Annotated in this window: 21 protein-coding genes; 14 read left to right on the top strand and 7 right to left on the bottom strand. The window is 69.5% G+C overall.

All coding sequences use genetic code 11. The features are described 5' to 3' along the window. Nucleotides 1–50 precede the first annotated feature (50 nt). Nucleotides 51–2,024 (bottom strand): acetate--CoA ligase, encoded by a 1,974-nt coding sequence (acs, locus tag AB0H84_RS03380; protein ID WP_357597416.1) that lies wholly within the window; start codon nt 2,022–2,024, stop codon nt 51–53. A 269-nt stretch (nt 2,025–2,293) separates the two neighbouring features. Between acs and AB0H84_RS03375 the strand changes: the two genes are divergently transcribed. From AB0H84_RS03375 to AB0H84_RS03340, 8 genes are all read left to right on the top strand, one after another. Beyond that, complete coding sequence (locus tag AB0H84_RS03375; RefSeq protein WP_357597413.1) at nt 2,294–3,076, top strand: oxidoreductase; 783 nt, start codon at nt 2,294–2,296, stop codon at nt 3,074–3,076. An 844-nt stretch (nt 3,077–3,920) separates the two neighbouring features. Beyond that, nucleotides 3,921–4,961, top strand: a complete 1,041-nt coding sequence (ssd, locus tag AB0H84_RS03370) for a septum site-determining protein Ssd (protein WP_357597410.1) — start codon at nt 3,921–3,923, stop codon at nt 4,959–4,961. A 40-nt stretch (nt 4,962–5,001) separates the two neighbouring features. Continuing rightward, on the top strand, nt 5,002–6,153 hold the full coding sequence (locus tag AB0H84_RS03365) for a TadA family conjugal transfer-associated ATPase (protein ID WP_357597407.1): 1,152 nt from the start codon (nt 5,002–5,004) through the stop codon (nt 6,151–6,153). A gap of 105 nt (nt 6,154–6,258) precedes the next feature. Further along, nucleotides 6,259–6,990: a type II secretion system F family protein gene (locus AB0H84_RS03360; RefSeq protein WP_357597404.1), complete on the top strand. Its 732-nt coding sequence runs from the start codon at nt 6,259–6,261 to the stop codon at nt 6,988–6,990. Between the two features lie 43 nt (nt 6,991–7,033). Beyond that, complete coding sequence (locus AB0H84_RS03355) at nt 7,034–7,819, top strand: type II secretion system F family protein (RefSeq protein WP_357597401.1); 786 nt, start codon at nt 7,034–7,036, stop codon at nt 7,817–7,819. Nucleotides 7,820–7,981: 162 nt separating this feature from the next. Beyond that, complete coding sequence (locus tag AB0H84_RS03350; RefSeq protein WP_357597398.1) at nt 7,982–8,641, top strand: DUF4244 domain-containing protein; 660 nt, start codon at nt 7,982–7,984, stop codon at nt 8,639–8,641. Continuing rightward, nucleotides 8,638–9,030 (top strand): TadE family type IV pilus minor pilin, encoded by a 393-nt coding sequence (locus tag AB0H84_RS03345; RefSeq protein ID WP_357597395.1) that lies wholly within the window; start codon nt 8,638–8,640, stop codon nt 9,028–9,030. The genes AB0H84_RS03350 and AB0H84_RS03345 overlap by 4 nt, the downstream gene beginning before the upstream one ends. A 26-nt stretch (nt 9,031–9,056) precedes the next feature. Then, nucleotides 9,057–9,461 carry an Rv3654c family TadE-like protein gene (locus AB0H84_RS03340; RefSeq protein ID WP_357597392.1) on the top strand — a complete coding sequence of 135 codons (405 nt, stop codon included), beginning with the start codon at nt 9,057–9,059 and terminating at the stop codon, nt 9,459–9,461. A 206-nt stretch (nt 9,462–9,667) separates the two neighbouring features. On the opposite strand, the gene AB0H84_RS03335 is transcribed toward AB0H84_RS03340, so the two are convergent. Then, on the bottom strand, nt 9,668–10,411 hold the full coding sequence (locus AB0H84_RS03335) for a class I SAM-dependent methyltransferase (RefSeq protein WP_357597389.1): 744 nt from the start codon (nt 10,409–10,411) through the stop codon (nt 9,668–9,670). A gap of 376 nt (nt 10,412–10,787) precedes the next feature. Between AB0H84_RS03335 and AB0H84_RS03330 the strand changes: the two genes are divergently transcribed. Both AB0H84_RS03330 and AB0H84_RS03325 read left to right on the top strand, forming a co-directional pair. Beyond that, nucleotides 10,788–12,476: a hypothetical protein gene (locus AB0H84_RS03330; RefSeq protein ID WP_357597386.1), complete on the top strand. Its 1,689-nt coding sequence runs from the start codon at nt 10,788–10,790 to the stop codon at nt 12,474–12,476. Nucleotides 12,477–13,147: 671 nt separating this feature from the next. Further along, on the top strand, nt 13,148–13,843 hold the full coding sequence (locus AB0H84_RS03325; protein WP_357597383.1) for a transposase: 696 nt from the start codon (nt 13,148–13,150) through the stop codon (nt 13,841–13,843). On the opposite strand, the gene AB0H84_RS03320 is transcribed toward AB0H84_RS03325, so the two are convergent. Next, a complete protein-coding gene (locus AB0H84_RS03320; protein ID WP_357597381.1) occupies nt 13,826–16,213 on the bottom strand; it encodes a DEAD/DEAH box helicase in 2,388 nt (795 codons plus the stop codon). The two genes, AB0H84_RS03325 and AB0H84_RS03320, sit on opposite strands and share 18 nt — an antisense overlap. 409 nt (nt 16,214–16,622) lie before the next feature. Between AB0H84_RS03320 and AB0H84_RS03315 the strand changes: the two genes are divergently transcribed. The 4 genes from AB0H84_RS03315 to AB0H84_RS03300 all read left to right on the top strand — a co-directional run bounded on the left by AB0H84_RS03315 (nt 16,623) and on the right by AB0H84_RS03300 (nt 21,148). Further along, the gene (locus tag AB0H84_RS03315) at nt 16,623–16,973 is read left to right on the top strand and encodes an STAS domain-containing protein (protein WP_043629845.1); all 351 of its coding nucleotides are present in this window, start codon (nt 16,623–16,625) and stop codon (nt 16,971–16,973) included. Nucleotide 16,974: 1 nt separating this feature from the next. Next, complete coding sequence (locus AB0H84_RS03310) at nt 16,975–17,394, top strand: ATP-binding protein (RefSeq protein WP_357597378.1); 420 nt, start codon at nt 16,975–16,977, stop codon at nt 17,392–17,394. Nucleotides 17,395–18,123: 729 nt separating this feature from the next. Next, a complete protein-coding gene (locus AB0H84_RS03305) occupies nt 18,124–20,442 on the top strand; it encodes a sodium-translocating pyrophosphatase (protein WP_357597375.1) in 2,319 nt (772 codons plus the stop codon). 238 nt (nt 20,443–20,680) lie between these two features. Continuing rightward, complete coding sequence (locus AB0H84_RS03300) at nt 20,681–21,148, top strand: histidine phosphatase family protein (protein WP_357597372.1); 468 nt, start codon at nt 20,681–20,683, stop codon at nt 21,146–21,148. A 7-nt stretch (nt 21,149–21,155) separates the two neighbouring features. Here the strand turns inward: AB0H84_RS03300 and serB are convergent, their stop codons facing one another. The 4 genes from serB to AB0H84_RS03280 form a co-directional block, all read right to left on the bottom strand. Beyond that, a complete protein-coding gene (serB, locus tag AB0H84_RS03295) occupies nt 21,156–22,373 on the bottom strand; it encodes a phosphoserine phosphatase SerB (protein WP_357597369.1) in 1,218 nt (405 codons plus the stop codon). 169 nt (nt 22,374–22,542) lie between these two features. Then, nucleotides 22,543–23,073 (bottom strand): hypothetical protein, encoded by a 531-nt coding sequence (locus AB0H84_RS03290; RefSeq protein ID WP_357597366.1) that lies wholly within the window; start codon nt 23,071–23,073, stop codon nt 22,543–22,545. A gap of 100 nt (nt 23,074–23,173) precedes the next feature. Further along, nucleotides 23,174–24,184, bottom strand: coding sequence for an S-adenosylmethionine:tRNA ribosyltransferase-isomerase (locus AB0H84_RS03285; protein WP_357597363.1), 1,011 nt, complete (start codon nt 24,182–24,184; stop codon nt 23,174–23,176). Then, nucleotides 24,181–24,837 carry an SDR family oxidoreductase gene (locus AB0H84_RS03280; protein WP_357597360.1) on the bottom strand — a complete coding sequence of 219 codons (657 nt, stop codon included), beginning with the start codon at nt 24,835–24,837 and terminating at the stop codon, nt 24,181–24,183. The genes AB0H84_RS03285 and AB0H84_RS03280 overlap by 4 nt, the downstream gene beginning before the upstream one ends. Between the last annotated feature and the right edge of the window lie 29 nt (nt 24,838–24,866).

Raw genomic sequence — 24,866 nt, 5'->3', positions numbered from 1 at the left:
ATAGAGGGCGCATATCCCCATACAGGGACATACGCCCTCTATGCGGCGCTTCAGTCCTCGGACTTCGCCGACGGGAGCTTCTCCGAGATCAGGTTCATCACCGTGCTGTCGGCCAGGGTGGTGACGTCGCCGATGCTGCGGTTCTCCGCCACGTCGCGCAGGAGGCGGCGCATGATCTTGCCGGAGCGGGTCTTGGGCAGCTCGGGCACGACCAGGATCTGGCGCGGCTTGGCGATCGGGCCGAGGGTCTTGGCCACGTGGTTCCGCAGGTCGGCGGCGATGTCGTCGCTCTCCTCCGCCGAGCCGCGCAGGATCACGAACGACACGATCGCCTGGCCCGTCACCGGGTCGGTCGCGCCGACCACTGCCGCCTCCGCGACCTTCGGGTGGCTGACCAGGGCGCTCTCCACCTCCGTGGTGGAGATGTTGTGGCCGGAGACGAGCATGACGTCGTCCACGCGGCCGAGCAGCCACAGGTCGCCGTCCTCGTCCCGCTTGGCGCCGTCGCCGGGGAAGTACATCCCCTCGAACCTGCTCCAGTAGGTGTCGATGTAGCGCTGGTCGTCGCCCCAGATCGTACGGAGCATCGACGGCCACGGCTCGCGCACCACGAGGAAGCCGCCGCCTCCGTTGGGGACGCTGTTGCCCTGGTCGTCGACCACGTCCGCGGAGATGCCCGGGAGCGGGCGCATCGCGGCGCCCGGCTTGCCGTCGGTGACGCCCGGGAGCGGGCTGATCATGATGGCGCCCGTCTCGGTCTGCCACCAGGTGTCGACGACGGGGCAGCGCTCGTGGCCGATGTTCTCGCGGTACCAGACGTACGCCTCCGGGTTGATCGGCTCGCCGACGGAGCCCAGGATGCGCAGGCTGGACATGTCGTACTTCGCGGGGATGTCGTCGCCCCACTTCATGAACGTCCTGATCGCCGTGGGGGCGGTGTAGAGGATCGTGATCTTGTACTTCTGCACGATCTCCCAGAACCGGCCGCGGTGCGGGGTGTCGGGGGTGCCCTCGTAGATGACGCTGGTGGCGCCGTTGGCCAGGGGGCCGTACACGATGTAGGAGTGGCCCGTCACCCAGCCGATGTCGGCCGTGCACCAGTAGATGTCGGTGTCGGGCTTGAGGTCGAAGACGGCGTGGTGGGTCCAGGCGGTCTGGGTCAGGTAGCCGCCCGTGGTGTGCAGGATGCCCTTCGGCTTACCCGTGGTGCCGCTGGTGTAGAGGATGTACAGCGGGTCCTCGGCGTCGTGGGGCTCGGCGGTGTGCTGGTCGCTCTGGCGGTCGACCAGGTCGTGCCACCACACGTCCTTGTCGCCGAACGCGACGTCCTGGCCGGTGCGCCGTACGACGAGGACGTTCTCGACCTGGGGGCACTCGGCGACGGCCTCGTCCACCGTGGGCTTGAGCGCCGACGGGTTGCCCCTGCGGTAGCCGCCGTCGGCGGTGATGACCAGCTTGGCGTCGGCGTCGTCGATCCGGCTCTTCAGCGCCGTGGCCGAGAAGCCGCCGAACACCACCGAGTGGATCGCTCCGATGCGGGCGCAGGCCAGCATCGCGATCGGCAGCTCGGGGATCATCGGCATGTAGATGGCCACGCGGTCGCCCTTGGCGACGCCGAGCTCCTGAAGGGCGTTCGCGGCCTTGCTGACCTCGCGCTTGAGGTCGTTGTAGGTGAGGGTGCGGGTGTCCCCCTCGGGCTCGCCCTCCCAGTAGTAGGCGACCTTGTCGCCGCGGCCCTCGTCGACGTGGCGGTCGACGCAGTTGTAGGCCACGTTGAGCTCGCCGCCGATGAACCACTTGGCGAAGGGGGGATTCCACTCGAGCGTCTTGTCCCACCGCTTGGCCCAGGTCAGCCGCTCGGCTGCGTGCTCCCAGAAAGCGAGACGGTCGGCGGCGGCCTCGCTATATGCGGCGGCGGTCACGTTCGCGGCCGCCGCCAGATCAGCCGGCGGTGCGAACCGGCGGTTCTCCTGCAGCAGGTTGGACAGCGCCTGGGTCTCGTTGCCAGGGGTCTCCGGGGCCACTTCGTGCTCCTTCTATGGCCAGATTGGATGGTCGTGTCCCACTTCACCAGCTCACGGGCTCCACACACAAGAGGTCTAGACAGGTACGTACCGACGAGCCCCTCGCTTATCAGGACGGCTGACAAACGCTATTGAAATGTTGTCATCCTGAAATCGGGAGGGGACCCATAAAGGGTCGCGGATATTCGATCGCCGGGTTTTCCGGCCTTGCCGCGGCTCTCGGGGACGCTGGTACGGTCGGGCCGTACCCGCCGGTAGGGTCGGTTCCCGTGAGTGACCCATTGGCTGTCATCGCGGAGTTCCCCGGCGTGGCCGAGGCCGTGGACTCGGCGCGGCAGGCCGTCGACAGGCTGTACCGCCACCGCGTCCTGCGCCGCGCCGGCCCGGCGGTGAGCGCGGAGTCGTCCCTGCGCGGCGCGCGGGCGTCGGCTTGCCTGGAGGGCGTGGAGGTGTCCCTCGACGCCCTGCGCCGGGACGAGATCCACGACCCGCTGGTGCAGGGGGCCCTTCGTGCTTCGGCGGAGATGGGCCGGATGGGCCCGACCTGGCGTACGGCGCCCCGGCAGGTGCTCGCGCGCCTGCACGCGGTGGCCGCGGCCGGCCTCGCGCCGCACTCCTCCCTGGGCCGCCCGCGGTCGGCGCCCTTGGAGGCGCCGGACCCGCTCGGCCTGGGACCCGCGCCAGGGGCCGCTGAGGCGGCGGCGCGCTTGGAAGGGCTGTTCGGCCTGCTGGAGGGGGCCACCAAGGCGCCCGCGATCGTGCTGGCCGCCGTGGTGCACGCCGAGCTCGCGGCGCTGCGGCCCTTCGGCACGGCCGACGGGATCGTGGCGCGTTCGGCCGAGCGGCTCACCCTGGTCGAGTACGGGCTGGACCCGAAGTCCCTGGTGGCCGTGGAGGTGGGGCACCTGGAGGGGGCCTATGCCGACGGGTTGCGGGCGTACCTGAGCGGGACGCCGGAGGGCGTCGCCCGCTGGGTACAACAGTGTGCCTCCGCGGTAACCCTCGGAGTGCGGGAGACGACCGCCATCTGCGAGGCCATGCAGCGGGGCTGAGCGCCCGGCGGGCGGGGGTGCTGACATAGCTGACGGCGTCTCAGTCAAGAGACGCCGTCTGCCGGTGCATCACGCCGGGTTACCAAGCGTGCACCTGTATTCGTCGGAGCGGGTCAAGCCCGTCACGACGCGCCTCCCGCGGCTGGTCGCGCGTGGGTACCCGGCTGATGCACCCGGACAAGGGGTCCGTGACTTCTTTCTACGTCGGATCCGCCCTGATGGGAACCCCTTGGAGCAAGACCTTTACCCGCCAATGGGGCCAGGCCGGGCATAGGCCTTCACGGGCACCTCGGGTCACCCGGTTACCGATCCGTGACGATCACGGAGAGTGATCTCCTTTATGTGATCGTTATGTCGCTGACAAAAAACTTGGCGCAAATGCGAGATTGCTCCTCGACGAAACTCGAGTCGATCGGGCAGCATACGTTGGTATCGCCCGAAACTTGAGCGACCGTGCAGGGGATAGCTTTGCCAGTCCCTTGCCAGGCTCAGGTGAAGTGATGAAAGCTTTCTTCTGAAACGGGACCGGCTCTACCCCCCCGGAGCCGGACCGCTCAGGCGACCCCCGCTCTCCCCCCCGGCGGGGGTCGCCCCTTTTCCACCTCCTCCGGCCTCTTCTCCGGGCATGGCGTGGTCCATCTCCTCCGGCCCCTTCTCGGGCATGGCGTGTTCCACCTCCTTCGGCCTCTCTCGTCCGGACATGGCGTGGTGCCTCGGACCGGCGTTTGTCCACAGCGGCGCCCCAGCGGTCACCCACCATCCCCAGAACCCCGTTCGCCTGCTCGCCGCCCCCGCCACCTCCAGCAACGTTGGCCTCCCAACCCCGCCCACCAGGGAGCCGGCAATGCACCGTCCGCTCGTCATCACCGAAGACCATGCCCTGCTCGACGACCTCGTCCGCATAGCGGCCGCGGCAGGCGCCCAGCTCGACGTGGCGCACACTCCAGCCCACGCCCGGCCGTTCTGGAACCTGGCGCCGCTGATCGCGGTGGGCGCCGACCAGGCGGACGCCGTGGCCGCGACCTCACCGCCCACCCGGGACCAGGTCCTCCTCGTCACCCGAGCCGCCGAAGACCCCGACACCTGGCGGAAATGCGTGGCGGTAGGCGCCCAGGCCGTCATGGCGCTTCCCGAGGACGAGCGCGACCTGGTGGAGCGGTTCGCGGACGCCATGGAGCCCGATCCCCGCTCGGGCTCGGTGATCTGCGTGATCGGCGGCCGTGGCGGGGCGGGCGCGAGTGTCCTGTCGGCCTGCCTGGCCCTGCGCGCCTCAGGCGACCACCTCCGCACCCTGCTGGTGGACGCCGACCCGCTGGGCGGAGGCATCGACGCGCTGCTGGGCCAGGAGGAGGCGTCGGGCGCCCGCTGGGGAGACCTGGTGGCCCGCGAGGGCCGGATCAGCTCCAGCGCGCTTCAGGCCGCCCTGCCGTCCTTCGGTGACCTGGCGGTCCTCTCGTTCCACAGGGGCGAGGTGGCGGCCATCCCGGCTGAGGCCATGCGCTCGGTCCTGGGAGCAGGCCAGCGAGGCTTCGATCTGATCGTCGTCGACCTCCCGCGTCGCCTGGACCCCGCCGCGATCGAGGCTCTGACCAGAGCGAAAACCACGTTGATGGTGGCCACGGCGGACGTTCGCGGCATCTTGTCGACCGTCCAGGTGCTGGGCGAAATCCGCAAACACACCTCCGACATCCGCGCGGTGCTCAGGCCGGGGATCGTGGACGAGGACACGGCCGCGAGCTCGCTCGGCATCCCGTCCGCCGGCGCGCTGCCGGACCAGCCACGGCTCACCGCCACCCTCAACCGCGGCGAGCTGCCCAAACTCGGCCCTCGCACCGTGCTGGGCGCCCTCTGCACCACCCTCCTGCAGGACCTTCTCCCGACATGACCACCCCTTCCTCATCCCAAGGAGCCGTCTCCCGGAGCTCGTGGAAGCGGTACGCGTACGCCTGGCCCGGGCGGGCGTGGAGCCCAGCGCCGCCCAGGTGGCCGTGGCCTTGCGAGCCGAGAAGTCCGTGTACGGCGACGCGGAGATCCTCGCGGTGGCCCGAGCCCTCTGCGCCGATCTGATCGGCGCGGGCCCGCTGGAGCCCTTGCTGGCCCGACCCGACGTGACGGACGTCCTGGTCAACGGCCCCCGCGAGGTGTGGATCGACGACGGTGGCGGCCTACGCCGCACCCAGGTCGCCTTCACGGACGACGGAGCCGTCCGCAGGCTGGCCCAGCGCCTCGCGGCCGCCGCAGGCCGGAGACTGGACGACGCCTCCCCGTACGTGGATGCCAGGCTCGCGGGAGGCGTCCGCCTGCACGCCGTCCTCCCACCGGTGGCGTCGGGCGGCACTTGTGTGTCGCTGCGCCTGCCGCCGCGCCGCACGTTCACCTTGGGAGACCTGGTGTCGGCGGGGACGGTCACCCCTTCCGCGATTCCGGTGCTGACCGCCATGGTGACAGCCAGGCTGGCGTTCCTGGTGACGGGCGGCACCGGCACCGGCAAGACCACGCTCCTGTCGGCGTTGCTGTCGCTGGCAGATCCGGCGGAGCGCCTCCTCCTGGTGGAGGACTCCGCCGAGCTGCGCCCTCTCCACCCCCACGTGGTCCGCCTGGAAACCCGCCCGGCGAACCTGGAGGGCGCGGGCGGGGTGGGCCTGCGCGACCTGGTGCGCCAGGCGCTCCGCATGCGCCCTGACCGCCTGGTGGTGGGAGAGGTGAGAGGCAGCGAGGTGGTCGACCTGCTGGCCGCGCTCAACACGGGCCACGAGGGCGGCTGCGGCACGCTCCATGCCAACACCGCTGCCGACGTACCACCTCGGCTGGAGGCGCTGGGCTGCGCGGCGGGCCTGACCAGGGAGGCCGTGCACAGCCAGTTGGCCGCGGCGCTCGACGCGGTCATCCACCTGACCCGCGGCCGCCCGGACGGCCGAAGGCGCGTAGCCGAGATCTGCCTGCTCTCCCGCACCTCGACCGGCTTCGTCGAGTCGATCCCCGCCCTCACCTTCGACACACAGGGAAACACCCGGCCCGGCCCCGCCTACGAAGCCCTGTCACAGAGAGCACAACCGCAAGGTCCTCCACACCCATGAAGGCCCACACACGCGAGCCGGACCGACGCGACTCGGCCGAACCAGACGCCGCCACGTCCTCACCAGAGGCAGCGCGATGACCGGCACCCGGAAAACGGGGACGTCATGCACGCCAGAGGCAGTGGAATGACCAGCGCCCTGATCGCCGCGTTGTCCACAGCCTGCGCCGTGTGGCTGTGGACAGCCCCTGATGCCTCCACAACGCGCCTCGCCAAGCTGACCGGGGGCGGTGGTCAGAAGGCCCGACGGAAGTCCTTGAGCAGGCTCCTCACCCGCCCGACCCCCGCACGCCGCGCAGAGTCCTGGCGTCGGGCGTCAATAGAGCTGTGCCAGGCACTGTCCGCGGAGCTCTCGGCCGGCCGTACCCCCGGAGAGGCTCTGACCAGGGCAATAGCGGCAGTGGACCTCCCGGCCCCGGACACCCTGCGCCCTGTCATCGCGGCAGCGAGGGACGGCGGCGACGTCTCCGCGGCCCTGATCTCGTCGGCCCCACCCCAAGGCGGCGAAGGCCTACGCCAACTGGCGGCCTGCTGGGAGGTGGGCGTGACGGTGGGCGCGGGTCTGGCCGTACTGGTCGAGCGGGTCGGCAGCACGTTACGCACAGCCCAAGCCCACCGCCAGGACGTCGCGGCCCAGTTGGCCGGCCCGCGCACCACCGCCAGACTCCTGGCCGTGCTCCCGGCCCTCGGCCTCCTGATGGCCGCGGCCCTGAACATGCACCCGCTGGACTTCCTGTTCGGCAGCCTGCCCGGCCTCATGTGCCTGATAGCGGGCATCGCACTGGACGCCTGCGGCCTGTGGTGGACCAACCGCATGGCGGCTCAAGCACAAGCCTGAACCCACAGCCGAGCCGTACACCGATCTTGATAGGACCTGGCCGATGCTCCAGCTGTTGTCCGCGTTGTTCGCCGGCATGGCCACCTGGCTGTGGTGCGCACCACGAACCCCGGCCGAACGTCTGTCCCGGCTACACCCGCCAAGAACACCTCATCCCGAGACCCAGCGAGCGCAGATCAAGAACGAGGAGCCGTCTCACCCGGCCTGGCTGAACTCCCGTCCACCTCGCATCACCCGAAAGACGATCATCACGGCCGCGGGCACCGGCCTGATCCTCGCCCTTCTGATCGGAGGCCTTGCTGGAATCCTCGCGGGCATCCTGATCACTCCACCAGTCGCGATATTCCTCCACAAGAAGCAACCGCAGCAGTCCCACCGCGAGCGCCGACAAATCGCGGCCGACCTCCCGTTCGCCGCCGATCTGATGACGGCATGCCTTCTCGCCGGCCGCCCGGTGAGCGCCGCCACCGACATAGCCGCCGACGCGATCGGCGGCCCACTCGGCCGGCGGTTGAAATGGGTCAGCACTCAGCTACGTCTCGGCGCCGACCCCGAACCCACCTGGGGCACCCTCGCGAAGGACCCGTCCACGGCCCAGCTCTCCCGAGCCATGAGCCGAGCGGCGCAGAGCGGCGCCCCGGTGGCGGACGTCCTGACCCGCCTGGCCGACGACGCCCGCGAGGCCGCCAGAGCCGCCTCCGTGGCCGCGGCCAGGAGCGTCGGGGTAAAGGCGGTGGCCCCTTTGGGCCTGTGCTTCCTGCCCGCATTCGTCCTGCTGGGCATCGTCCCGGTCATAGCCGGCCTGGCCGCCACGATCGTCCTCCCGTAGCACCGCAGCCGCCCCAGCCCTCGAAACTCATCCACAAGCGCCGACCGCCGCCCACCGCTTATCCACAGAACGCCGCTCGGTCCCCCGCCCACCACCCCGCTTCGGCCAACCTAGGGATCCCGCCGGACAAGACCCCGGCTCCGAGCACCACCTGGAGGCACGATGCACAGTCCCGCCACCACGCCAGACGACATCAGAGCCGCCACAAAACAGAGCCGCCACGCCACGCCAGACAGCGTCACAGCCGCCACGAAGCAGAGCTCCCACGCCACATCAGACAGCGTCACAGCCGCCACGAAGCAGAGCTCCCACGCCACATCAGACAGCGTCACAGCCGCCACGAAGCAGAGCCGCCACACCATGCCAGAGCGCATTACAGCCGCCACGAAGCAGAGCTCCCAGCCCACGTCAGGCAATCTCCCTCATAGCCGCAGCCACGCGCCCCGCACCCACTCGATAGCGCCACCAGACACTGCCGAAACCGCCGACACTGCCGAGACCGCAAGCTCAACCGCCGAAACCGCAAGCGCTGAGCGGCCAAGGGACACCCCCACGCCATCCACCGCACACAACGGGTCACCGCTGGCCGACCCAGCCGGGCCAGTCCAACGCGCGGATCTCCCCAACCCTCCGCGCGGAAACCGATGGCTCCACTACGCGGCCGTCAACCGGCAGCGAGGCATGTCCACGGCCGAATACGCGGTGGGCACCATCGCGGCCTGTGCATTCGCCGCGCTCCTGTTCAAGGTGGTGAGCAGCCCAGAGGTCCAGGAAATGCTGAGCTCACTCATCGACCGAGCACTCAACACCGCCAACGGATGACCGTCCGCCAAGCGCGGACCTCCATGGGCGAGACGCGGTCGGCATCGCGAGGGTCGGTCACGGCCGAGACCGCCGCGATGCTGCCCGCGCTCATGGTCGTCCTGGCAGCCGCATTGTGGGCCGTCCAAGCCGTGGGCGCCCAGTTCGAATGCGTGGACGCGGCCCGCGCGGCAGCGCGCGCAGCGGCCAGAGGCGAGCCGCTGGAGCAGGTGAGCGCCCGAGCCCGATCGGCCAGCCGGGCGGACGCGCAGGTGACGGTGTCCCGCGAAAAGGAGACCACAAGAATCGAGATCACGGTCGAGGTACGACCGCCCTGGGCCCAGTCCCTGCCGGCGGTCCGCATATCCGCCACAGCCACAGCTGACACCGAGCCCGGCAACATCCCCTGACCCAGCGAGAAAACGGGAGTCGGCAGATGAGTACGCCATACAGAGACCAGACCCTACGGAGAGGAGAGGCACCGATCAGCACCAGGGAAAGAGGCTCAGCCACACTCTGGGGCGTGGCCCTCATGGGCATCCTGATGACAGTGGCCGCCGGGTTCGCCACGGTGGGCTCGGCACGCGTGGCACTCCACCGCGCGAACAGCGCCGCCGACCTCAGCGCCCTGGCAGCAGCCAAACTGGCGATGACCGATCCAGCAGCCGCCTGCGCCAGAGCCGCCGCCCTCGCCGCGCAGAACGGCGTCGAGCTCACCCGCTGTCAGATCACCCAAGAGATCGCCGACGTCTGGACCTCCTTGCCGGTCTCACTACCGTTATTAGGCACACGCACGCTGACAGGCAGAGCCCGCGCCGGCCCAGCAGTCACACCACCATGATCGAGCAGTCGGGTACGACGTCGCCGCCCCCGAGGCGGCAAGAGCAATCACGAGTGCGGCGTGTCGGCCTCCAAGGCCCAAAGCAATCTCGGTGAGGTGTCGCGGCCTCCGAGGCCAAGAGCAATTTCGGGTACGGTGTCGCGGCCTCCGGCTCAACGCGGGAGTCCCTGAGGCCTGAGGCCTGAGGCCTGGCCGAGCATGTGGGCTCATCCGATACGCGTGCCGGCAAGCAACAGGAACAGCGGAACGCGACGCCGACGCTCCAGCTCAGCGACATCGCCGTTGAAGCGGTCCTCGCTGGGTGCGCACTCTCGCAGAGAAGCCAGGGAAAAACCGGTCTTCATCAGGGCGATCACATAATCCTCAACAGTCCGGTGAAACCACGTGACTGTGCCACCCATCCAACTCCTCTCCCGCGGCCCCTTGACGAAGTAGTCATCGACAACCCATGAGGTGCGTTTCCCCTGCGTCCCGGAGTCGTACGAGCTCAGAACGGGATGCACGACGGTGAAAACGATGCGTCCACCGGGTGAGAGGCAGGCATGGCAGGCGGCCAGCACGGACTGGAGATCATCGACATAGTGAAAGGCCAACCGTGAAACGATCACATCGAAAGACGACGCTGGAGCGGAGAAGTCCTCGATGTCGGCCATCTCCACCCGGCCTGAGGTTCCCCGCAGGGCCGCGTTGCCCGCCTCGACCATTGCCGCCGAGCCGTCCAACCCCAGGTAACTGCGGCAACCGGCGTTCAGCAGCGTTTGTCCGATGGCCGCGTCCCCGCAGCCGAGGTCCAGCACCCGGAGCCCCGCGACCGTGCCGAGCTCATCCAGGAGAGCCGGCTCCTCCATCACCTGGTTGGGGCTCGACACGCCACTGTGCCGATGATCGAGATACCGCTCGAAGATCTGAGGCACGTCATAGAAGGAACCACCGCGTCTGCTTCCAGTCACGGCCAGGAGTGTAGATGGACAAATAGGAAAAAGCTCTTGCCGTGCAATCCGGAACATGGTCTTACTCGCGACATGACTCGACTCCAATAGCTGGCGAAAAACGATGTGGCAGTCAAGTCCAGAGGGCTAGGTCGCAATCCAGTCTCGACTACTTAGACGCGGTGTCCAAGAGTTGTGTATGTCCCGTAAGGTTCCGCTTACCCTCGGTCCATGCCTTATGCGATAGGACGTCTGGGAGAGCTGGGACGAAGTCGCTAAGGTGCGGGTCCGGGGACGGTCGGTGACCGTATCGGCCGGGCGGACTGCACTTCCGGTCGTCGCGTGAACGCCCCCAAGGCGGTCAGGCGGCGCGAGGCTCTCGATGGAGGGAAGCGTCGTGACGGTAGTCGGCAGAGTGGTGGCCGCAGGAGTGATCGTGGCGGGATCCATCGCGCTCGGCGGATCCGCTCAGGCCGCCGCGGCGACGGTGCGGGCCGACGGGCAGATCACCTCGCCCTCCGACGGTCAGGTGATCTCCAACTCGGCTGTGACCGTTTCCGCGCATACGGGCGTGATGCAGTTGAAAGTGGGCCTGTACGTCGAAGGCCCCTCCACACCCGGTCAGAAGGTCGCCGGAGGTGGAGCGAACCAGTCGATCTCCGGCACGTTCGACGCCGGCGGCGCCCCCAACGGCACCTTCACGGTGACCCTCAAGGGAGAGATCACCGGCACTGCGTACGCCACCAGCACGTTCAAACTCCAGCGGCCGCCCGAGCTGCCGGGCAACGTGGACGCGACCAGGCAGGGCACGTCCAAGGTCCTCGTGACCTGGAGCAAGGGCTCGGAGCCCGACCTGCAGTCGTACGAGGTCTCCAACACCCAGTCCGGCATCGTGGGGAGGCTGCCCGTCGACAGCGCGTGCTCCGGCTCCTCGTGCCGAGCGGCACTGGCCGTGCCGACCAAGGCCGAAGGGCAGAAGGTGGGGTTCACGATCAAGGCGTTCAGGGGCGACGGTGACGGCGGCTCGATCGGCTCGGGCAGTTCGGCCCCCGCGTACGTCGCCTTCCCCGCGGCGCCCAAGCCCAAGAAGACCGCCGACGCCCGGACGCCCAAGACCAAGGAGACCAAGAACGTCGATCCACTGCCCACTCTCCCCGCCAAGAAGCAGACGCTGCCGACCAGCAAGCCGACGAGCAGGCCGACGACTCAGAAGCGGCCGACCGCCAAGCTGCCGGCCATACCTGACACCGACCCCAAGGGCAATCTCCCGATCCCTACCGCCGATGAGACGGGCGGTCTCGCCCCGACCGACACGAAGAACGGCACGCAGCCGGCTGCCGCCCAGCCCGTCGACGTGGAGGCGCAGTCGGGCGAGTCGCCGATCGGGAACGTCGGCCAGTACGGCGTCTACGTCGCGGCGGGCATCCTCCTGTTGCTCGTCGGCGCCCACGCCGGCGCCTGGGCCCGTCGGCGCGCGCTCGCCGCGGTGGCATCGGGCGGCCCCGCGTCCGGCACGACCGCCGCGGCAACGGCCATGCCGTCGGCTGGTGGGACGCAGGCGGCCAAGCCGGGGAGCGACAGCATTCCCGCGATCACTCCGCCACCGCGGCGACGGCCCGCTGTGATTCTGGCGGTCGCCAAGACTCGAGTACCCGATCGGTCACAGGCCCGGCAGCCGTTATCGGCTGAGCGTCCTGACGCGGCGGATCCCGCCCGCCCGCCATCGCCCACGCTCCACCAGAAGCGCCAGGAAGCGCCCGCCGTGCTGCCGCTCTCGACTGAGGGGGAGGAGGCGGAGGTGCGAGGCGTCGCGGAGACCCGTAAGGAGCCGGTTCGTATCGCCTTGCCCAGCTCCGCAGTCACGGACGTTCCCGACTCGGCTGCCTACCCCCTCCCGTCCGCCGTACGGATCGAGGATCGCTGGGACGACTACCTGCCGCCGTCGCCCAGGTCCATGGAGGACAGCGGGTTCTGGGAGCGCCCGCAGCCCGGGTCCGCCGATTTCTGGGCGGCCGACGAGGACAACAAGGAATCGGACGAGGAACGCGCTTATGCCGGCCGCCGACACACGGATGGCGAGAGCTAGAAGATTCGTCTGGGCTGTGGCGCGGAGACCCGGCCCTTCACTTCAGGGGCGAGAGGAAGCGCCAGCCCTCCTATCGAAAACAATATGGAAAACTTCGGTGGTGTGCGGTCAGTGATGCGCCAGTGATGGGAGGTGCGCGATGGCGATCCGCCGCTCGGCCGCCAAGCGGCACGGCCTGTCCTCGGTCGTGCAACTTCGGCTCGCCCCCATCCCGGCCCAGGTGACTGCCCTCGCCGTCGCCGTGCAGGTGTGTAACCAGGCAGCCACCTAAATCTCCCGCCTGGCCTGGCAGCAGCGCACCTTCGCCATCCTGGACCTGCACCGGCTCGCTTACCACCCCGCGCGTGCGGAGGTCGCCGGGCTGGGCGCGCAGGCGGCCGTGCGCGCCATCGCCCGGGTCGCCGGCGCCTATGCCAACCGCCGCGCCACCAAGAAGCGGGCTCATGTGTTCCGTCCGTCCGGGGCAGTCCCCTACGACGCGCGCCTGATGAGCTGGAACCGGGACGCCCGCATCGTGTCCCTGTGGACCCCCACCGGCCGCGTCCACGTCTCCTACACCGGCCGCGAGCAAGACCTCAAAGCCCTCGACACCCTGCCGATGGGGGAGGCAGACCTGATCTGCCGGCGCGGCGTGTGGCTGCTGCAGGTCACCCTCCCTGCCCAAACCAGCGGTGCGCGAGCCGGTCAACGGTTTCCTCGCTGTGGATCAGGGAGTGGCAAACCTGGCGGTCACGTCCGACAGTGTGGTGCTTCCCGGCTCCGCCCTGCCCGGCACCATCGACGGCAACGGGCATGTGCGAACGTTGCGGGAGCGGCGGCATCGGCAACGCCGCCGGTTGCAGAAGAAGGGCACGCCTGCGGCGCGGCGGGTGCTGCGCCGCCCGGCCGGGCGCGAGCACCGGATGATGACCAACGTCAACCACCAAATCCCCACATATGTGGTGCGCGAAGCCGAACGCACCGGCCGCGGCATCGCCCTGGAAGACCTCCAAGGCATCCGCTCCCGGGTAAGGGCTCACCGGCTCCAGCGGCGCACCCTGCACTCCTGGGCCTTCGCCCAGCAGATCGCGTTCACCCGCTACAAGGCCGCCCGAGCCGGGATCGCCTTCACCCTGGTCGACCCCGCCTACACCAGCCAGGCCTGCCCGCAATGCGGATGGACCAGCAGGGCGAACCGGCCGGCACGCGGCCGCTTCGCCTGCACCCGGTGCGGCCTCGCTGGGCACGCCGACCACATCGCGGCCCGCAACATCGCCCAACGCGGCGCTGCGGGCTGGGCTGCCGTCAACCAGCCACACGCTACCGGCCTCGCTTCAGCCAGACGGGACCGTGAGAGCAAACCACCGGCATCAGCCGGTAGTAGTTGACTGAGGGCTCAGTAGCGTGTCGAGGAGGCGGACGGCGCCTCGTTTGTGCAGGGGTTCGTTGCCGTTGCCGCATTTCGGGGACTGGATGCAGGACGGGCAGCCTCGTTCGCATTCGCAGGACGTTATGGCTTCACGTGTGGCGGTCAGCCAGTCCGCCGCGCGGGCGTAGCCGCGTTCGGCGAAGCCTGCGCCGCCCTCGTGGCCGTCGTACACGAAGACCGTGAGCAGGCCCGTGTCGGCGTGGAGCTCGGTGGAGACGCCGCCGATGTCCCAGCGGTCGCAGGTGGCGAAGAGGGGGAGCAGCCCGATGGAGGCGTGCTCGGCCGCGTGGGCGGCTCCGCCGAGGTCGATGCCGGCCTCCGCGAGCGGGGCCACGGCCGAGGCGGGGAGCGTCCACCAGACGGCGCGGGTGCGGAGGGTGCGCGGCGGCAGGTCGAGGGGCTCGTCTCCGAGCATTTCGCCTGATTGGAGGCGTCTCTTGAGGTAGGAGACCACTTGCCGGGTCACCTCCACCTCGCCGAAGTGCAGGGTGCCGGCCCCCAGCGGTTGCGAGCGTTGGGTGGCGAGGATGGAGATGTCGGTTATGTCGCGAGCGAACGTCGTGAAGTCCGGGTTGGCGCCGGAGACCAGGGCCACCCCGGCCTCCAGGTCGAGGAGCTCCACAAGGAAGGTCTCGCCCTGGTGGAGGTAGACCGCGCCTGTGTGCACCGTGGTGTGGGCGGACGGCTCGTCCACGCTGCCCAGGAGGCGGCCGGTGGACGACTCCACGACCTGGATGGGGGCGCCTCCGCCGCCCCGGATGTCGGCAAGGTCTGTGGCGCGCTCCCGCCTGGTCCAGAACCAGCCCGTGGGGCGCCTTCTGAGCAACCCCTGGGCGACCAGGTCATCGAGGACGGTTGAAGTGGTGTCGCCGAAGATGGGCAGATCGTCCTCGGTCAGCGGGATCTCGGCGGCCGCGGCGCAGAGGTGGGGGCCCAGCACGTACGGGTTGTCGGGATCGAGGACGATCGCCTCCACGGGCCGGCCGAACAGGGCCTGGGGGTGGTGTACGAGGTAGGTGTCCAAGGGGTCGTCCCGGGCGATCAGCACGGCGAGCGCGTCCTGGCCGTCGCGACCGGCCCGGCCCGCCTGCTGCCAGAGCGAGGCGCGGGTGCCCGGCCAGCCTGCGATCAGCACGGCGTCCAGACCTGAGACGTCCACGCCGAGCTCTAGGGCGTTCGTGGTGGCCAGGCCCATCAGCGTGCCCGCGCGGAGGGCCTTCTCCAGGAGCCTGCGGTCTTCCGCCAGGTAGCCGGCCCGGTAGGCGGCGATCTTGTTGGGGAGGTCGGACCAGTCAGGGTGAGGGGAGGGGTCCGGGAGAGCCCAGTTGAGAGAGCTCTCCGGAACCTGCCCGCTTGCTTCGCCGCCCTGACCGGTGGCATGCCCACCCTGACCGGTGGCGTGCCCATCCGGAACGGTGGCGTGCCCATCCAGACTTTTAGCATGCCGACCCGGGGTCGCGGCGGGCCCATCCAGACCCGTCGCGGGGCTGTCCTGGCTGGTGAGTGGTTCGTCTTGGGGGGTTCTGGGGGTGTCGTGGCCGGTGATGGGCTGTTCCGCTGCGCCGGGCGGGTGCGGGAAGCGGCCTGAGAGGGAGAAGGCCACGTCGGCGAGTTTGGCGCGGGCCGTCAGCGCGACCGTCTCGGCGCCCCGGCGGGAGCGGACGAAGGCGAGCGTCCGTACGTCCGCCAGGACGAGGTCCGCGAGCAGATCCGCCGCCTCCGCCGTGGCCGTACGCCGCACAGGTGCCCCTCCCTCGCCCCGTAGCTCCGTCAGAGGCGGCTCCCACAGCGCGATGGTGGTCGCACCCTTGGGCGAGGCGTCCACGGTCACCTCGTCCATCTCAAGCCCCGTCAGCCTCATCGCGAACGCCCCCGGCTCGCTGGCCGTCGCCGACGCGAGCAGGAATGTGGGGCGCGAGCCGTACCGGGCGCAGACGCGGCGCAGGCGGCGCAGGATCTGGGCGACGTGGGAGCCGAAGACGCCGCGGTAACCGTGGCACTCGTCCACGACGATCATGCGCAACCGGCGGAAGAACGACGACCATTGGGCGTGACGAGGCAGGATGCTCCGGTGCAGCATGTCCGGGTTCGTCAGGACGTAGTTGGCGTGCTGGCGCACCCACGTACGTTCCTCGAACGGCGTGTCGCCGTCGAAACAGGCGGCGCGCAGCTGGGTGATGCGCAGTTCGCGCAGGCTGCGCAGCTGGTCGGCGGCCAGGGCCTTGGTCGGCGTCAGGTACAGGATCGTGCCGCCGTCGAGGCAGGCGGCGACCGCCGGGGTCAGGTACGCCAGGGACTTGCCCGAGGCCGTGCCGGTTGAGATGATCACGTTTCGGCCACGGAATGCCAGGTCGGCGGCTTCGTACTGGTGGCGCCAGAGTCCGGTGATCCCGCGGTTCGCCAAGCGCGTAACAAGCACTTCTGGGGCCCATTTGGGCCATTCGGCTTGACCGGCCTGACGTGCTGGAACATGCTCCACATGGGTGACACGCTCATGACGTGCGGGAACACCAAGCAGGTGCCGGAGGAGTGGACCCGCCTGTTGTGGGGAGGATGCGGTGGAAGTCACTGTTTCCAGTCTTGCATCTGTGGGCAAAGTCGCCGGGAATCGTGATTTCGTATAGACACAAGCCAGACGCGTGGTTGAATGCCGCGCGTCAGGGTCGGACAGTCTGGGGCCACGCTCCAGATTGCCAGGCCCAAGAGAGTAGTTTCGCAGGCGAGGCGCTGGAGGATCTGTGGATCTGAAGTTGGATCACCGCACCGAAGACCGACTCACCATCGTGGAGGTCGAGGGTGAGATCGATGTCTACACGGCGCCGAGATTGCGTGAGCTCCTCATTGACCTGGTCAACAAGGGCAACTTCCACCTTCTCGTGAACATGGAGAAGGTGGACTTCCTCGACTCCACGGGCCTCGGTGTCCTGGTCGGGGGGCTCAAGCGGGTTCGTGCACACGACGGCTCGCTCGAGCTGGTGTGCACGCAGGAGCGCATCCTCAAGATCTTCCGGATCACCGGACTGACCAAGGTCTTCGGGATTTACGCTTCGGTCGACGAGGCCAAGGAAGCTCACGGCAAAGACAAGTAGCATGGCTACCGTCGAGCTGACGTTCAGCGCTCTCCCCGCGCACGTGCGGACCGCACGGCTGGTGGCGACGGCGATAGCCCGCCGCACCGGCGTGCAGGAGTCGCTGCTGGACGAGGTCAGGCTCGCTGTGGGTGAGGCGTGTTCCCGGGCAGTCGAGGCGCACCGCGTCCACTGTCCGGGCGAGCCCATCCGCATCGAGCTGCGTGACGATTCCGGGCGTTTCGAAGTCACGGTCAGCGATCAGGCCCCCAGCGATGAGATCAAGCAGGAGCAGCCCCTCGATCTGGGCATGCTCTCTGACTCGTTCATGTCAGGCTTTGGCATAGCGGTCATCGAGGGTCTGGCCGACGACGTCGAGGTCTTCCCCAGCCCGAAGGGCACGAACATCCGTATGAGCTGGCCCGCCGCCAACGTGACCTGAGCTCATACCTGCCTCGCTCGCCGCGCTGGGCGCCGCCGCTGCTTGTCGGCGTCCAGCCCTTCATCATGCGCGCGCTCGAGCTGCTGGTGCGGAAGAACGGCCCCGGGGCTGTCTGCTGCAGGTGGAGCTGAGGCCGGTCGGCCGCCGTCACCGGAGCTCGGGCGCCGTGCCTTCTGTTTCGGCTGCCCGGAAGACGCTTCCGTTCTGCTTGGCGGGGAAGCGGGGGCACCGGCAGGGCGCTGGTGGGTGACGGACGACCATGCTGATGAGGCTTCGGCGAACCCTTGTGACGGCGGTGCAAGAGCGTCACATGCCGGCGGGGTTCCAGGCAGGCGATGGGAAAGCGGGCGCCAGGCCGGCCGAGTGAGGCGTCCGGGGGCAGCCCTCGGTGCCGGCCTCGTGAGACGTCCTGGGGCAGCCCAAGGTGGTCGGTGTTTCGGTCTGGCCATAACGATAGGTTTTCATAACCTTAAACCCGGGGAAATTTCCCCTGTCAGGCCGCAAACCGGGTCGCTGTCAGGGGATTACTAGACGCGAGCACAAATAGCCGCCTCGAGAGCCTTCATATCCGTTGAGTGCCTGCGTAGACTCCCGGCACCGGCCAAGGTGATCCGGCGGAACGCGGATTCAACCGGAAGCGGCACCCACAACCCGGATGGTGCCGCAACACCCGCCGAGGAAAACTGCAGCACCGCCCGGGCAGGACGACCGGTCTTGCCGAGGAGAACGATGAGCAGGCACATGCTGGCAGCGGAGCCAGCGTCCAATCTGGCCCTGAGTGGAAACAATCTCACCATCGTGATCGTGGTCGCCGCGGTCGCACTGATCGCGCTGGCCGTCGCAGGCGGCCTGGTGCGTGAAGTGCTGTCCGCCGGCCAGGGCACTGAGCGCATGCAGAACATCGCGCGCGCCGTACAAGAAGGCGCCGCCGCCTACCTCGCACGTCAGTTCCGCACGTTGGCGATCTTCGTCGTCGTGATTCCCTTCCTGTTGCTCCTTCTACCTGCGGAAACGACGGAACTCCGCATAGGACGATCGATCTTCTTCGTGGTCGGGGCGGTGTTCTCCGCGCTGACCGGGTTCATGGGCATGTGGCTGGCCGTGCGCGGGAACGTCCGCGTCGCCGCCGCGGCCAGCGAAGCGGGCGAGAAGCGCGCCATGCGCATCGCGTTCCGTACCGGCGGTGTGGCCGGGATGTTCACCGTGGGCCTCGGCCTGCTCGGTGCGGCCGTGGTCGTGTTCATCTACCAGGGCAACGCGCCCGGCGTGCTCGAGGGCTTCGGGTTCGGGGCGGCGCTGCTGGCGATGTTCATGCGAGTCGGCGGCGGCATCTTCACCAAGGCCGCCGACGTCGGCGCCGACCTGGTCGGCAAGGTCGAGCAGGGCATCCCGGAGGACGACCCGCGTAACGCCGCGACCATCGCCGACAACGTGGGCGACAACGTCGGTGACTGCGCGGGCATGGCGGCCGACCTGTTCGAGTCGTACGCGGTCATGCTGGTCGCCAGCCTCATCCTGGGCAAGGTGGCCTTCGGCGAGCAGGGGCTGGTCTTCCCGCTGATCGTCCCGATGATCGGTGTGATCACGGCGATCATCGGCATCTTCGTCACGAGGGTGCGCGACAGCGACCGCAGCGGCATGGCGGCGATCAACCGCAGCTTCTTCATCTCGGCCGCGATCTCCGCGGTCCTCGTCGCGGGTGCCGCGTACCTCTACCTGCCCAGCAGCTTCGGCGGCCTGACCGGCGGCACTGTGCGCTCCGACGCCGACCCGCGGCTCATCGCCATCGGCGCGGTGCTCATCGGCCTGGTGCTGGCCAGCGCCATCCAGCTGCTGACCGGCTACTTCACCGAGACCAACCGCCGTCCCGTACGCGAGATCGGCGAGAGCTCGGCCACCGGCCCGGCCACCGTCATCCTGGCCGGCATCAGTGTCGGCCTGGAGTCGGCCGTCTACTCGGCCCTGGTCATCGGCGGCGCGGTCTACGGCGCGTTCCTGCTCGGGTTCGGGAACGTGACGATCGCGCTGTTCGCGGTGGCCCTGGCCGGCACCGGCCTGCTGACCACGGTCGGCGTCATCGTCTCCATGGACACCTTCGGCCCGGTCTCCGACAACGCCCAGGGCATCGCCGAGATGTCGGGTGACGTCGAGGGCGACGGCGCCCGCGTGCTCACCAGCCTGGACGCCGTCGGCAACACCACCAAGGCCATCACCAAGGGCATCGCCATCGCCACGGCCGTGCTGGCGGCGACCGCGCTGTTCGGCGCCTTCCGCACCGCGGTGGAGGGCGAGCTGGCCAAGGCGACCGCGGACATCAAGGCCGCGCTCGGCAGTTTCTCCACCTTCAGCCTCGGCGTCGACCAGCCGAACGTTCTGGTGGGCCTGATCATCGGTGCGGCTGTCGTGTTCCTCTTCGCGGGGCTCGCGATCATGGCGGTCGGACGGGCCGCGATGCGCGTGGTGTTCGAGGTACGCGACCAGTTCCGCAACAAGCCGGGCATCATGGACGGCTCGGAGAAGCCGGAGTACGGCCGCGTCGTGGACATCTGCACCCGCGACTCGCTCCGCGAGCTGGCCACGCCCGGCCTGCTGGCGGTCATGACGCCGATCGCGGTCGGGTTCGCGCTCGGGTACGCGCCGCTGGGCGCCTACCTCGCCGGCGCCATCGCGTGCGGCACGCTGATGGCCGTCTTCCTGGCGAACTCGGGCGGCGCCTGGGACAACGCCAAGAAGCTGGTGGAGGACGGCCACCACGGCGGCAAGGGCTCGGAGGCGCACGCCGCCACGGTCATCGGCGACACGGTCGGCGACCCGTTCAAGGACACGGCCGGTCCCGCCATCAACCCGCTGATCAAGGTGATGAACCTGGTGGCGCTCCTGGTCGCGCCGGCCGTGGTGCTGTACGCGGGCAACCCGGTCATCCGCGTCGTCGTCACGGTGGTGGCGGTGGCCGTGGTGGTCGGGGCCATCGTGGTGTCGAAGCGGCGCTCCGTGACCACGGAGCCGGCCAACAACGACAACCGGGAGCACGCCCCGGTCGCCTCATGACCCGATGACACCCTTCGGACGCCCGCCCCGCTGCGTAGGGGCGGGCGTCTCGCGTTCCCGGACGCCTTGGCCGAAGGCGGGAGTGGAAGCGAGGCTCCTCGGTGGGAAACTGGGCGCGTGAACGGTGAGAAGCCGCCCAGCGGCGGGAAGACCCTGGGCCTCATTCTGCTGGCGATGCTCGTCGTCCTGGCCGTGATAGTCGTGCTGGCCGTCTGGGCCTCGAAGACAGGGTGACGAGGTGCGGACCTTGATCGTGCTGCGGCACGCGAAAGCCGACCAGATCCTGGGCCTGGCCGATCGTGAGCGGCCGCTGACCGGGAGGGGCGAGCGGGACGCCAAGCGGGCGGGCGACGAGATCAGGGCGGCCGGGCTCGCCCCGGACGTCGTGCTCTGCTCGCCGGCGCTCAGGACCAGGCGCACCGCCGAGCTCGCCTTCCCCGAGGTGGAGATCAGCTACGAGCGGGACATCTACGAGGCGTACCCGGAGGACCTGCTCGAGGTGGTCCGGCGGACCGATCCCGAGCTGAGCACCGTGGTGCTGTGCGGGCACAACCCGGGCGTGCACGAGCTGGCCCTGGCGCTGGCCGGAGGCGACCACGTCTTCCGGCCGGGGGCGTTCGCGGTGATCGAGGTGGAGTCCGCCTGGGCGGACCTCTGGCCGGGCCAGGGCCGCCTGGTCACGCACTGGGACCCCAAGAAGGGCTGAGGGCAGGTCACCCCGTCAGTACGCCGTCCTCCGCGTCCGCCGCCTCGACCTCGTCCCGCGAGATCCCCAGCAGGTAGAGGATCGAGTCCAGGTACGGCGTGTTGACCGCCGTGTCGGCCGCCTGGCGCACGACGGGCTTGGCGTTGAAGGCCACCCCCAGCCCGGCGGCCGCGATCATGTCGAGGTCGTTGGCCCCGTCACCGATGGCCACCGTCTGCGAGATCGGCAGCCCGGCCTCGCGGGCGAACCTCTCCAGCGCCCGAGCCTTCCCGGGCCGGTCCACGATCTCGCCCACGACCTTGCCGGTCAGCCGCCCGTCGATGACCTCGAGGACGTTGGCCGCCGAGTAGTCGATGCCGAGCTCCTCCACCAGCCCGTCGGTGATCTGCGTGAATCCCCCGCTGACGATGGCGAAGCGGTAGTCGAGCCGCTTCAGCGTGCGCACCAGCGTACGGGCGCCGGGCGTGAGGACGACCGCCTTGCGCACGCTCTCGAACACCTCGGCGGGCAGCCCTTCGAGCAGCGCCACCCGGCGGCGCAGCGACTCGGCGAAGTCCAGCTCGCCGCGCATGGCCTGCTCCGTGACCCTGGCCACCTCGTCCAGGCACCCGGCGTGGGCGGCCAGCAGCTCGATGACCTCGCCCTGGATGAGCGTCGAGTCGACGTCCATGACGATCAGCCGCTTGGCCCGCCGCGACAGGCCGGTGCGCTGCACGGCCACGTCGACCTCCTGGATCGCCGCCTCGGCCGCCAGCTCGACCCGCAAGGAGTCGGGGTCGGCGCCGGAGACGGAGAGCTCGATGCAGGTGACGGGCCACTGGGCGAGGCGTTCGATGCGGTCGATGTTGGCGCCGGCGGCGGCGATGCGTCCGGCGATGCCCGCGATGGCGGCGGGCTGGAGCGTGGCGCCCAGCACGCTGACCGACAGACGGCCGCGCCGGCGCTGCTCCTTGGCCTGGGAGCCGGTGGAGAGCTCCACCTCCATGCCGAGGTCCTCGGCCACGCGCTCGACGGCGGTCCACATGGCGCCGAGGGTGGTGCCGGTGCCGGTCGAGGGGCCGCCCGCGTACGCGACGAGCACGCCCAGCGTGAGCCGGCCACGGATGACGACCTGCTCGATATCCGCCACGGTTACCGGAAAGGCGGACAGAACGGAGAAAAGTCGCGAAGTCACGCCTGGCCGGTCGGGGCCGTTCAGGGTGATGAGGAGGGTGCGCTGGTCCACATCGAGCCACGGTACTGCGCCCGGCCCGGTGCTCGCGAAGCAGGTCGGGCATTCGGGCGCAGGTGTGGCGGTGAACATTGGGTTAACGGCCGAAGCCGCGACGCCCCAGGTGAACGCCTGATGAACGCAGTGGACCGCGTACACGGACGCGGCCCGAAACGTTCCAGAGCTAGCGGACGACCTTGGTCTTGACCGTCTTCCCGTAGCCGTGCTCGGGCACGCCGAGCCGCTCCAGCTCTTCCTTGCTCATGTTGTCCATGCCGGTCTGGACGTCGTAGGAGATCACGCCGATGGTGGCCTCCTGCGTGCCCGTGGCGCCCTTCTTCAGCTTGGCCTCGAAGGTCATCTTGATGGAGTCGCCCTTCTCGAGGACGACCGGCAGGTCGCACCAGAACGCACGGCCTTCGAGGCCGCACTCGGTCTTCTTGACGCTCGTGGTGTACATGATCCGCTTGAGGTCGACACCCTTGGGGAACTGGCCGCCGACGAACCAGTAGTCGGCGTCGTAGGGCCCCTTGTTGGTGGCGACGATGCTGTAGTAGATCTTGCCGCCGGCCTTGACCGTCTTCGACGCCTTCACTTTGACGTCGAAGACCGAGAACGGCCGGTCGGCGACGGTCGTGGCAGAAGCGGGAACAGCCGGGACGAGCAGGGCGCCGGCCAGCAATGCCAGCGACGCAGCCTTGGTCAGGTTACGCATTAAACGTCTCCGATGAGGAAGTGGGCACGGGGACGCACACGCACAAAGCCCCCGTTAAATGCCCGCTGTTCCTATCATGACGGCAAAATCTGTGTAAAGACTATTTCTTCAGAATCAGGTGGGTGTCGCCGAACTCATGCCACAGATAACCCTTCCGTAGTGCCTCCTCGTATGCCCGGGCCAGTGGTTTCTCGCCCGCTATCGCGGTCAGCATGAGCAGGTGGCTGGATCGCGGCTCGTGCAGCCCGGTGATAAGTCCCGTGACGACCCGTACGCCCTTTTGCGGCGTGACGACGTGCCGGGTCCACCCGGCCGCGGGATGCACCCGCCCGTCCTCGCCCGCGGCCGTCTCCAGAGCCCGTACGGCGGTCGTCCCCGCGGCCACCACCCGGTTGCCGCTCTCGAGCGCCAGGTTGACCAGCCGCGCCGTGGCCGCCGGCACCTCGTACCGCTCGGCGTAGGGCGGCTCGTCCTTCTCCGGCGAGGCCACCCCCGTGTGCAGGGTGATCGGCGCGATCCCGACCCCGCGCGACACGAGCGCCGTCACCAGCTCCGTGGTGAACGGCCGCGCGGCGCTCGGCATCTCCGCGCTCCCCGGCACGGTCGCGAACACGGTCTGGTACGCCTCGATCGGCCAGTCCGCGCTCACGTACGAGTAGCGGATCGGCGCTCCGTGCGCCCGCAGGTACGACTCGACGTCCCGGTCGAGCGAGGCCCGCCACAGCCGCGGCGTCTCCCGCTCGATCAGCCGCAGCGTCGCCCGCCCCGGCAGCGGCAGCCATTCGCCCGGCTCGCCCCCGCCGTAGGGCTCCGAGGCCGTGGCGGTACGGCGGCGCAGTTCGACCAGCCAGGTGCCGTCCTCCCTGGAGGTGGAGAAGTGCACGGCCAGCCGGTCGAGCCGGACGGCGGCGGGCAGGGTCGCCGAGTTGTTCACCACGATCAGGTCCCCGGGGTCGAGCAGCCCCGGCAGGTCGCTGAAGTGGTGGTGCGAGGGGTCGAGACCGCCGCGCGAGAGCATGAGGCGTACCGCGTCCCTGGACATCCCCCTCGCCTCGGGAGGCTCGCCCGCCGACAGGCCGGGCGGCAGAGCGAAGTCGAGCGCGAGCGTCATTGCAGGCTCACTTTCCCGCTGGCCGGACGGGCCTTGACCAGGTCGTGCAGCGCCCCGGCCACCTTGGCCGGGTCGGTGGCGGCCGCCGCCTCCTCGGCGCCCACGGCGTCGGCGAGCATGCGGGTGTTCATCTCGCCCGGATCCACCCACCAGACCCGCACCTCGGGCTCCTCCGCCGACAGCACGTTGGAGAGCTGCTCCAGGGCGGCCTTGGTGGCGCCGTAGCCGCCCCAGCCCTCGTACGCGCCCGTGGCGGCGTCCGAGGTGATGTTGACGACGGCCCCGCGCGCCGCGCGCAGGGCGGGCAGCGTGGCCTGGATGAGGGCGAGCGGAGCGGTCACGTTGGTCTCCAGCAGCACTCTGAACGCCTCCAGCGGGTAGCCCGCCAGCGGCGGCAGCGGGGTGACCCCGAGGTCACTGGCGTTGTTCACCAGCAGGTCCAGCTCGGGCGCCGCCTGAGCCAGCCGCTGAACGTGCCCGGGCTCGGTCACGTCGCCGGGGATCGCGGTGGCGCCCAGCTCGGCCGCGGCCCGCTCGAGGTCGTCCGCGCCGCGGGCGGTGAGGACGAGGTTCCAGCCCGCGCCTGCCAGCGACCTTGCCAGTGCGAGGCCGAGGCCGCGGGAAGCGCCGGTGATGAGTGCGGTGTTCGTCATGGTGCCGACGCTAGGAAGGCGGCGGGCGG

The sequence above is a fragment of the Nonomuraea sp. NPDC050786 genome (genome assembly GCF_040654115.1).
GTDB lineage: Bacteria > Actinomycetota > Actinomycetes > Streptosporangiales > Streptosporangiaceae > Nonomuraea.
This window is presented reverse-complemented; position numbering and strand designations above follow the sequence as displayed.

What these genes read in the sequence shown, in the direction of transcription:
- ssd (WP_357597410.1), top strand. Translation starts at nt 3,921, where the DNA reads ATGCACCGTCCGCTCGTCATCACCGAAGACCATGCCCTGCTCGACGAC.
- AB0H84_RS03360 (WP_357597404.1), top strand. Translation starts at nt 6,259, where the DNA reads ATGCACGCCAGAGGCAGTGGAATGACCAGCGCCCTGATCGCCGCGTTG.
- AB0H84_RS03355 (WP_357597401.1), top strand. Translation starts at nt 7,034, where the DNA reads ATGCTCCAGCTGTTGTCCGCGTTGTTCGCCGGCATGGCCACCTGGCTG.
- AB0H84_RS03350 (WP_357597398.1), top strand. Translation starts at nt 7,982, where the DNA reads ATGCACAGTCCCGCCACCACGCCAGACGACATCAGAGCCGCCACAAAA.
- AB0H84_RS03345 (WP_357597395.1), top strand. Translation starts at nt 8,638, where the DNA reads ATGACCGTCCGCCAAGCGCGGACCTCCATGGGCGAGACGCGGTCGGCA.
- AB0H84_RS03340 (WP_357597392.1), top strand. Translation starts at nt 9,057, where the DNA reads ATGAGTACGCCATACAGAGACCAGACCCTACGGAGAGGAGAGGCACCG.
- AB0H84_RS03310 (WP_357597378.1), top strand. Translation starts at nt 16,975, where the DNA reads ATGGCTACCGTCGAGCTGACGTTCAGCGCTCTCCCCGCGCACGTGCGG.
- AB0H84_RS03305 (WP_357597375.1), top strand. Translation starts at nt 18,124, where the DNA reads ATGAGCAGGCACATGCTGGCAGCGGAGCCAGCGTCCAATCTGGCCCTG.
- AB0H84_RS03290 (WP_357597366.1), bottom strand. Translation starts at nt 23,073, where the DNA reads ATGCGTAACCTGACCAAGGCTGCGTCGCTGGCATTGCTGGCCGGCGCC.
- AB0H84_RS03285 (WP_357597363.1), bottom strand. Translation starts at nt 24,184, where the DNA reads ATGACGCTCGCGCTCGACTTCGCTCTGCCGCCCGGCCTGTCGGCGGGC.
- AB0H84_RS03280 (WP_357597360.1), bottom strand. Translation starts at nt 24,837, where the DNA reads ATGACGAACACCGCACTCATCACCGGCGCTTCCCGCGGCCTCGGCCTC.